Origin of the sequence: Streptomyces sp. NPDC059524 (genome assembly GCF_042749255.1) — a bacterium.
Lineage (GTDB): Bacteria > Actinomycetota > Actinomycetes > Streptomycetales > Streptomycetaceae > Streptomyces > Streptomyces xanthii.
The window spans coordinates 28,614-37,166 of sequence record NZ_JBHYTK010000050.1 but is presented as its reverse complement, the minus strand read 5'-3'; the positions used below and the strand labels follow the sequence as shown (position 1 = coordinate 37,166).

7 protein-coding genes and 1 tRNA gene are annotated in these 8,553 nt (G+C 72.3%); 2 read left to right on the top strand and 6 right to left on the bottom strand.

The window, feature by feature from the left end:
- Window positions 1-125: 125 nt before the first annotated feature.
- Window positions 126-2,105, bottom strand: a complete 1,980-nt coding sequence (gene thrS, locus ACFW9D_RS16615; RefSeq protein ID WP_188339989.1) for a threonine--tRNA ligase — start codon at window positions 2,103-2,105, stop codon at window positions 126-128.
- Window positions 2,106-2,240: 135 nt separating this feature from the next.
- On the opposite strand from thrS, the gene ACFW9D_RS16610 reads away from it, so the two are divergent.
- A complete protein-coding gene (locus tag ACFW9D_RS16610; protein WP_384622610.1) occupies window positions 2,241-2,816 on the top strand; it encodes a DinB family protein in 576 nt (191 codons plus the stop codon).
- On the opposite strand, the gene ACFW9D_RS16605 is transcribed toward ACFW9D_RS16610, so the two are convergent.
- Complete coding sequence (locus tag ACFW9D_RS16605) at window positions 2,813-4,045, bottom strand: hypothetical protein (protein ID WP_384622608.1); 1,233 nt, start codon at window positions 4,043-4,045, stop codon at window positions 2,813-2,815. The two genes, ACFW9D_RS16610 and ACFW9D_RS16605, sit on opposite strands and share 4 nt — an antisense overlap.
- Before the next feature lie 45 nt (window positions 4,046-4,090).
- Window positions 4,091-4,657 carry a DUF4365 domain-containing protein gene (locus ACFW9D_RS16600; RefSeq protein WP_384622605.1) on the bottom strand — a complete coding sequence of 189 codons (567 nt, stop codon included), beginning with the start codon at window positions 4,655-4,657 and terminating at the stop codon, window positions 4,091-4,093.
- 214 nt (window positions 4,658-4,871) lie between these two features.
- On the opposite strand from ACFW9D_RS16600, the gene ACFW9D_RS16595 reads away from it, so the two are divergent.
- Window positions 4,872-5,597 (top strand): 3'-5' exonuclease, encoded by a 726-nt coding sequence (locus ACFW9D_RS16595; protein WP_188339985.1) that lies wholly within the window; start codon window positions 4,872-4,874, stop codon window positions 5,595-5,597.
- A 153-nt stretch (window positions 5,598-5,750) separates the two neighbouring features.
- On the opposite strand, the gene ACFW9D_RS16590 is transcribed toward ACFW9D_RS16595, so the two are convergent.
- The 3 genes from ACFW9D_RS16590 to ACFW9D_RS16580 form a co-directional block, all read right to left on the bottom strand.
- The gene (locus ACFW9D_RS16590; RefSeq protein WP_384622602.1) at window positions 5,751-7,544 is read right to left on the bottom strand and encodes a DUF2207 domain-containing protein; all 1,794 of its coding nucleotides are present in this window, start codon (window positions 7,542-7,544) and stop codon (window positions 5,751-5,753) included.
- Between the two features lie 71 nt (window positions 7,545-7,615).
- A tRNA-Val gene (locus ACFW9D_RS16585) sits at window positions 7,616-7,687 on the bottom strand.
- Window positions 7,688-7,726: 39 nt separating this feature from the next.
- Complete coding sequence (locus ACFW9D_RS16580) at window positions 7,727-8,188, bottom strand: SRPBCC family protein (RefSeq protein ID WP_188339983.1); 462 nt, start codon at window positions 8,186-8,188, stop codon at window positions 7,727-7,729.
- Between the last annotated feature and the right edge of the window lie 365 nt (window positions 8,189-8,553).

Below are 8,553 nucleotides of genomic sequence, written 5' to 3'. Positions count from 1 at the left end.
GGGGCGGGGGGGGGGGGTGGTTCTCTTCGTCGCGCGGGCTGGGCGGGTGGGGGGGGGGGGCCCCCCCGCGCGCCAACCCCCCCGGGGGGCCCCCCGGGGGCCCCATCGACGGCAAGGGCTGAACGTCAGACCTGCGCGCGCTCCTCGACGACCTTCACGATCTTCGCGATGGCCTCGTCGACCGGGATGCCGTTCTCCTGCGAGCCGTCGCGGTAGCGGAAGGACACCGAGCCGGCGCTCATGTCCTCGTCGCCCGCGATGACCATGAAGGGCACCTTGGCCTTCTGCTGGTTGCGGATCTTCTTCTGCATGCGGTCCGAGGACGAGTCGACCTCGACGCGCAGGCCCTGGGCGCGCGCCTTCTCGGCGAACTCCTCCAGGTACGGGACGTGCGCGTCGCCGATCGGGATGCCGACGGCCTGCACGGGCGCGAGCCACGCCGGGAAGGCGCCCGCGTAGTGCTCGAGCAGCACGCCGAAGAACCGCTCGATCGAGCCGAACAGGGCGCGGTGCAGCATGACGGGCTGCTGGCGGGAGCCGTCCGCGGCCGTGTACTCGAGGCCGAAGCGCTTGGGCTGGTTGAAGTCGACCTGGAGGGTCGACATCTGCCAGGACCGGCCGATCGCGTCCTTGACCTGGACGGAGATCTTCGGGCCGTAGTAGGCGGCGCCACCCGGGTCGGCGACCAGCGGCAGGTTCTGCTTCTCGGCGGCCAGGCGCAGCGCCTCGGTGGCCTCGGCCCAGTCCTCGTCGGTGCCGATGAACTTGTCGGAGTCGTCGCGGGTGGACAGCTCCAGCTCGAACTCGGTCAGGCCGTAGTCGCGCAGCAGGTCGAGCACGAAGGTGAGGAGCTTGTCGAGCTCCTCCGGCATCTGCTCCTTGGTGCAGTAGATGTGCGAGTCGTCCTGCGTGAAGCCGCGCGAGCGGGTCAGGCCGTGCACGACGCCCGACTTCTCGTAGCGGTACACGGTGCCGAACTCGAAGAGCCGCAGGGGCAGTTCACGGTAGGAACGGCCGCGCGACTTGAAGATCAGGTTGTGCATCGGGCAGTTCATCGCCTTGAGGCGGTAGTTCTGCTCGTCGAACTGGATGGGCGGGAACATGCCCTCCGCGTAGTGCGGCAGGTGGCCCGAGGTCTCGAAGAGGTGCTCCTTCGAGATGTGCGGGGTGTTCACGAACTCGTAGCCGGAGGCCTCGTGGCGGCGCCGCGAGTAGTCCTCCATGACCTTGCGGATGACGCCGCCCTTGGGGTGGAACACCGCGAGGCCCGGGCCGAGCTCCTCCGGGAAGGAGAACAGGTCGAGCTCGGCGCCCAGCTTGCGGTGGTCGCGCTTCTCGGCCTCGGCGAGGAACTCCAGGTAGCCCTTGAGCTCGTCCTTCGACGGCCACGCGGTGCCGTAGATGCGCTGGAGCTGCGGGTTCTTCTCGCTGCCGCGCCAGTAGGCGGCGGCCGAGCGCATCAGCTTGAACGCGGGGATGACGCGGGTGCTGGGCAGGTGGGGACCGCGGCAGAGGTCCTTCCAGCACAGCTCGCCGGTCTTGGCGTCGAGGTTGTCGTAGATGGTCAGCTCGCCGGAGCCCACCTCGGCGTCGGCGCCGTCGGCGGCCTGCGCCGCGTTGCCCTTGAGGCCGATGAGCTCGAGCTTGTACGGCTCGTCGGCGAGCTCGACGCGGGCGTCCTCGTCGGTGGTGACACGACGGGAGAACTTCTGGCCCCGCTTCTGGATCTCCTGCATCTTCTTCTCGATGCGCTTGAGGTCCTCGGGGGTGAACGGCTCCTTGACGTCGAAGTCGTAGTAGAAGCCGTCCTTGATGGGCGGGCCGATGCCGAGCTTGGCCTCGGGGAAGATCTCCTGCACGGCCTGCGCCATCACGTGCGCGGTGGAGTGGCGCAGGATGTTCAGACCGTCCTCGGAGGTGATCTCGACGGGCTCGACCTCCTCGCCGTCCTGGACGGCGTACGCGAGGTCCTTGAGCTCTCCGGCCACCCGGGCCGCGACGATGCTGCGCTCACCGGCGAAGAGCTCGGCGGCCGTGGTACCCGTGGTCACCACGCGTTCTTCCCGCTCGGAATCGCGTTGGATGATCACACGGACGTCAGACACCGGTCTCTCCTACCTGAAGACGAAACGCCGCGCCATTACCTGTGACGCGCGCAAGGCCGATCGTACCGAGTCACCGGGACCGCTCGCGAAACGGTTGACCGTGCGGACCGGCGGGGGCCGCCCTAGCGTGGGCGCATGGCCCTGGAATGGAACGCGCTGCTCGCCGACCAGCTCGACTGGCACTGGCGCAACCAGCTGCGCCGGCGCCTGGCCGGGCTCACCGACGACGAGTACTTCTGGGAGCCCGTGGCGGACCCGGAGGCCGTGTGGAGCGTGCGCCCGCGCGGCAGCGGCACCGCCCCCGTGCGGGCGGGCTCGGGCGACTTCACGATCGACTTCGCGTATCCGGAGCCGGTCCCGGCGCCGGTGACGACGATCGCCTGGCGCCTCGGCCACATCCTGGTGGGCGTCCTGGGCACCCGCGTCGCCTCGCACTTCGGCGGGCCGCCGGTGGACTACCTGACGTACGCGTATCCCGGCACGGCCGCGGAGGCGCTCGACCGGCTCGACGCCTCCTACGCGCGCTGGATGTCGGGCGTGCGCGGCCTCGACGCGGCGGCCCTGGAGCAGCCGTGCGGTCCGGCCGAGGGACCGTTCGCCAAGGAGCCGATGGCCACGCTCGTCCTGCACATCCACCGCGAGATGATCCATCACGGCGCGGAGATCGCCCTGCTCAGGGACCTGTACGCGCACACGCCGCAGAGTTCCTAGGGTTCGTCCCCTCCGGCGCAGGCCTCCTCGAAGAAGTCGAGGTTCTCCTGGAGGGACTTCAGGAGCCGGTCCCGTTCGGCCTCGTCCACCTGTACGGGGACGACGCCGCTCGCGCCGGTGAGCCGCCGGAAGCCGCCCCGGCTCTCCAGACGTCCGTGCACCCGGATCGGCAGGCCGACCAGATGGGCGTGGCCCGCGATCCGGTACGCCTCCTCGTCGAGCGTCATCCGCAGGTGCGGCACGTCGGCGCCGGCGATGACGTGCAGGCGTACGGTGCCCTCGCCGCGGGTGCCGGTGCGGCGCATGCGGACGACGGTGCCGGTGACGCGGACGAAGACCGCGGGCTCGGCGTGCAGGTAGCGGGCGGAGGCGGCGCGCAGCACGTCGAGGTCGCCGGGTGAGAACTCGACGGGGTCGTCGCCGTCGGTGCACTCGGCGGGGACCCCGGCGGCGGGTGACCAGGCGACACCGACCCGGGCCCCTTCGGTGCCGCGGACCAACGCGACGAGCGCCTCGGTGAGTTCATGGCTGACGCCGGCCCCGACGGCGCCGTCGAAGGCGTCCATGCCGCCGGTCGCGCGCCGGTAGTCGATGGCCTCGCGCACCGCGTACAGCGCCTGGTGCAGGCGGACGGCGAGGGTGCGGCCGGTGTCGACGGGGACGAAGGCGGTGAGCCGGCGGCCGCCGGGCGCGGACTGGACGAGGACGGGTTCGAGCGCCGCGGCGGCGGGCCTGCGGTACCGGGCGCCGTAGTACCCGGCGCGGCCGCGGGCGGCGAGCGCCCCGGCGAGGAGCATGCGGCGGGCGGCGGCGCGCAGCTGTTCCTCGGCGGTCCAGGAGGGGGCGTCGGCGGCGGTGCGGGGCACGTCGCGCCACCAGCGGATCTCGTCGCTGGGCACGGCGAGAGCGACGAGGACCTCGCGGGCGGCGGGGGTGCCGCTGCGTTCGAGGGCGTCGAGCGCCTCGCCGAGCAGGTCCTCGCTGTCGGGGAAGGCGCGGCTCTCGGGGACGAGGAGGCTGGCGCCGGGTCCGGTGCCGGCCAGGGTCCAGCGGGCGTAGCGCCCGGCGGCGCCGCCGCGCCGCTGCCAGCCGTGCCGGTCGAGGAGGGCACCGAGCACGGTGGGGTCGACGCGGCCCGGTTCGGGTCCGGCGAGTTCGGCGGGGTCGACGGGGTGGGCGCGGGCGACGCCGAGGAAGCGTACGGGTTCGTCGGTCGGGCGGTGCTGCATGTGGTGACTCCCTTCGGGGGCCCGCCGGCCGACCGCGCGGGTCGGTCAGGGGCGGCCGCCCCGGCCGACGCGCGTCATGATCTCGCAGAGCGCGCGGTCGTCGAAGATGCGTGCGGTCGGTACGCGCACGGTGGTTCTGCGCCGGCCGGTGACCGGGTGTCCGGCGAGGTTGGTCCAGTAACAGCAGTGCCGCAGGTCGAGGGCGTCGTGGCCGGCCCGCAGCCAGTCGTCCTGGGAGCGCGGCACGAGCATCACCACGAGGATCTTGTGCACGGACACGGGGGTCCGGGCGAGCTTGACCAGGAGGGCGTTGTCGAGGGTGAAGGAGAAGGCGGGGCCGGGTGGGTGCGGCGGGATCTGGTACGTCGCTTTCAACTGCACCTTGATGGTGACCTCGTCGTCGACCGTGTGCCCGGGGGCGCTGTGGCTGACGTGCCAGTCGATGCCGTTGTCGGGAAAGGGCTGCGAGAGCGAGCATCCGGCGGCCGCCGCCACGGCGTGGAGATAGCCCACCTGCAAGGTCTCCATGCAGGCGGTGGTGGCGAGTGAGCCGCGCGGCGGTGCGTTCCGCTCGGGCAGCAGCCCGCCCTGTTCGGGCTGCGCGAGCGCCATGGTCCAACTGACCTTCCGGAAGTGGGGTGGTCCCGGGCGGGGACCGGGGATGTGCGGGCACGGGTCGACGGCACGCCGCTGAACTGCCATGACTCGTACCTGTGTTGTCACCGCTCGGCGTACGACGCAAACGGCCCGGGTATCACCGAAGCGGGCAGGGGGCGACGACGGACGGGACGTCATCTGCCGCGCGGGAACGAGGAGTTGCATCGACATGACGCACTGGTACGAGGGACCTCTCGCGGCGTTCGACACCGAGACGACGGGTGTGGACGTGGAGACCGATCGGATCGTGTCGGCCGCGCTCGTGGTGCAGGACGCGCCGGGAACGCGGCCGCGGGTGACGCGCTGGCTGGTGAACCCCGGGGTGCCGGTGCCGCCGGGCGCGACGGAGGTGCACGGTCTGACCGACGATCATCTGCGGCGCAACGGCCGCTGGCCGGCGCCGGTCATGGAGGAGGTGGGCCGGGAGCTGGCGGAGCAGGCCGCGGCGGGGCGGCCGCTGGTGGTGATGAACGCCCCGTTCGATCTGACGCTCCTGGACCGCGAGTTGCGCCGGCACCGGGCGTCGTCGCTGGCCCGCTACCTGGACTCGTCTCCGCTGTGTGTCCTGGACCCGCGGGTCCTGGACAAGCACCTGGACCGCTACCGCAAGGGCCGCCGCACGCTGACGGACCTGTGCGCGCACTACGAGGTGGAGCTGGCGGACGCCCATGACGCGGCGGCGGACGCACTCGCGGCGCTCGACGTGGTCCGCGCGGTGGGCCGCCGCTTCGCGACGCGCCTGGACCGGCTGTCCCCCGCCGAGCTGCACACGTTGCAGGCGGTCTGGCACGCGGCGCAGGCCCGCGGCCTGCAGGCCTGGTTCGCCCGCAGCGGCACTCCGGAGCCCGTGGACCCGGCGTGGCCGCTGCGGCCGGAGCTCCCGGCCGCGGCCTGAGAGCGAGCACCCTGGACGGGCTCGGTCACGGGCTCACCGGAAGGTCTCCCCACGCGCCCGGCCCTGGCACCGGCGAGCGGGATCCGGCCGTGCCCGAGCGCCCGACGGTCCGGCGTCCGCCGTGCGCACGGGCGCCGGAGCGTCGGGCGGGGTTCACCAGGAGCCGCCGCCCCCGCCCCCGGCGCCTCCGCCGACGCCGCCCGAGGACGATCCGCCGCCCGATCCGCCGCCCGAGCCGCCGCTCGAACCGCCGGAGGACGGCGGGTTCATGGCGGAGACGACGGCGGCGGCGAGCAGGATCTCGGTGAAGCCGATCGTGGAGCGCCGCCCCGCGGCGACCGGTACCGCGACCGTGGTGGCGTCGACGGCGCTCTCCCACGCGGACGCGACGCCCAGGGAGACCGCCCAGGCCGTGTAGAGGTCCGTCCGGCGCTCGTCGAGCGGTTCGCCGGGGCAGGAGGCGGGGTCGGCCAGGTAGCGGCGGAAGGCCTCGACCTCCAGCCAGCGGGCGGAGCCGAGCGGGGTGCGCCGCTCCAGTTCCCAGAGTCTGACGAGGGCGGCGACGGAGGTGCCGGACAGGACCGCGGCGACGATCACCACGACGGTCCCGGCGGCGATCCGGCGTCCTTCGAGCGCGCCCCCGGTGACGGCGAGGGCGAGGCCGAGCACGCCGGCGATCAGACAGGCGGTCACGGCGTGGGGCGCGGCGCGGAAAGCACCGGTCTCCCAGAGCCCGCTGTCCTTGCGCCAGTTGCCCAGCTTCCAGGCGATGTCGTTCCACCCCTTCTTGAACCAGGGGTCCCGCGCACCGAGGGCCAGCGCGGTCCGGTCGGCGAACATCATGTCGAGGACGTCCCTGATCTCCCGGTTCGCGGGGAGCACAGGCTCCTCCGGGCGGCGCAGGACCGGATGCCGGTCGTCGCCCTCGATGATCAGGCGCCCCTCGGCGGCGGCGTTCAGCAGCCAGGCGACCTTGTGGCGGTCCTCGATCGTCTCGGTGTGCAGGACGCCGCCTTGCGCCGGCGTCAGATCCTGTGGCGGTGTGGACGAGGGCGCGACGGTGCCGGCCAGTCGTCCGATCTCGACGCGCCGCCCGCCGTCCGCCCCGAGCCGGTCGCGCCCGGCCCGGCGCAGCACGACGACGGTGAGCAGGGCGCAGCCGAGCGCGACGGCCAGGAAGATCCAGGCGTCGCGCAGTGGTTGAGGAAGGGTGGTGCCGACGGCCGGGCCCTCGGGTGCGGGCGGCAGCGCGGCTCTACGGTCGGTCTCGGCGTGCCCCGTGCCGGCGTAGAGGGTGAGTCCCTCGTGGCCGGTGAGCCGGTCGCGGCGGACGACAAGATGCCCGGGTCCGGCCTGCCGGACGGCGCACGGCCTGCCGTGGTCCCAAGTGCCGTACACGCAGCGCGGCCGGGTCAGCCCGCGCGGGTCGACGACATGGATCTCCACGCGCGCCCGGTCGACCTGCCAGCCGGTGCCGACCGCGTCCCAGGCGAGCCTGCCCTTCTTGACCACCTCGGGAACGGTGTACGCGATCCGGTAGCGGTGCACGCCGCCGACGGTGCGGTCGGGGTCGCCGACCTTGAGCCGGTCCGCGAGGCTGCTGCGTCCGTTCGCCTCCCGGTACTCGTCGCCGTAGGTGGATTCGAAGGGCACCGGGTGCCCGTCCATGGTGGCGCGGACGTCGGACGCGTAGAAGTCGGCGTCGGGCACGTCACGGTAGATGCCGTGGGTGGTGCCGGAGTGGCCGAAGTCGTAGTCGATGACCTCGGTGACGCGGGCACTGCCGTCGGCGCGGATCTCGGCGCGGACCCACATCGCGGTGACCCGTTCCTTGTTGGCGACGATCTGCGCCACCGCGACGGCTCCGGCGAAGACCGCCAGGGTGATGCCGATCGCGATCCATCCGCGCAGTCTGCGTCTTCGTCCGCCCCTGCTCCCAGTCGTCAAGACGCCCCCCTCAGAACGTGTTTGACCATCAGAAAAGCCGGCCTGCGTAGTGCAGACCGGCTTTCTCCGGGTGGGCGATACTGGGTTCGAACCAGTGACCTCTTCGGTGTGAACGAAGCGCTCTCCCACTGAGCTAATCGCCCGGGAACGGGTTGAACCATACAGGTCGTCGCGGGGTGTGTTCAAACCGGTTGGAGCAGCGCGGCCAGTCCGCGCCGGCCGCCGCGCATCATCCAGGCGTGGTTGGCGCGGAAGACGGGCCGGGCGGGCAGCGCGAGCCGGCGCATCAGGGGGCGGCGGACCTCGACCTCCTGGTCGTAGTCGGCGCGGGTGCCGCCGCCCGGCGCGGGGCGCAGCGTCCAGCGGGCCCAGCCCTCCAAGTCGCCGCTCATGCCGATCTCCAGGACCCCGGCGGCCGGGTCCCGGCGCCGCTCGCGCGCGGTGACCATGAGCTCGTAGGGGAGGAAGGAGCGGAAGACGGCGGTGCCGCTGGTCTCGTCGAGCGGGGTGACGGAGCGGACCTGGGGCCACCAGCCGGGGTACTCCTCGGCTCTCTCCAGGACGGCGAAGACGGCGGCGGGGGGTGCGGGCAGGTTCCAGACGCAGTGGAAGCGGTAGTGGCTCCAGGCGTGGCGCGGCGGCATGGAGGGAGTCTGCCCGGGGCGGGGCGTCTTGTCCCCCGACCTGACCGCAGGTCAGCGACGCGTCGCGGATCTTGTACGCGGTCAGATCATGCGCGCCGGGGGCCTCTTGGGATCACCGGAGTGCTCGCGCTTGTCGTACTTGCGCGGAAATGTGACGGCGTATTGGAAATGACCTGCCGGATTTCTGACGGATTCAGTAGAAGAATTCAGACAGCATCCTGAACTCGGTTCAAGAAGCGGACCGAGAAGATCGCCCGGAGCCCGCGCCGGTGATCGAAAACGCCGAATTGGCCCGCGGAATCGTGTTTGCCGGGGGGGGAGTGGCGGGGGGGGGTTGGGGGGGGTGTGTGTATATAAAAGCAGGC

Bases quoted from the DNA above. Each gene is read 5' to 3' on its own strand.
- ACFW9D_RS16610 (WP_384622610.1), top strand. From the start codon at position 2,241: ATGGCCCTGGAATGGAACGCGCTGCTCGCCGACCAGCTCGACTGGCAC.
- ACFW9D_RS16605 (WP_384622608.1), bottom strand. From the start codon at position 4,045: ATGCAGCACCGCCCGACCGACGAACCCGTACGCTTCCTCGGCGTCGCC.
- ACFW9D_RS16600 (WP_384622605.1), bottom strand. From the start codon at position 4,657: ATGGCGCTCGCGCAGCCCGAACAGGGCGGGCTGCTGCCCGAGCGGAAC.
- ACFW9D_RS16595 (WP_188339985.1), top strand. From the start codon at position 4,872: ATGACGCACTGGTACGAGGGACCTCTCGCGGCGTTCGACACCGAGACG.
- ACFW9D_RS16580 (WP_188339983.1), bottom strand. From the start codon at position 8,188: ATGCCGCCGCGCCACGCCTGGAGCCACTACCGCTTCCACTGCGTCTGG.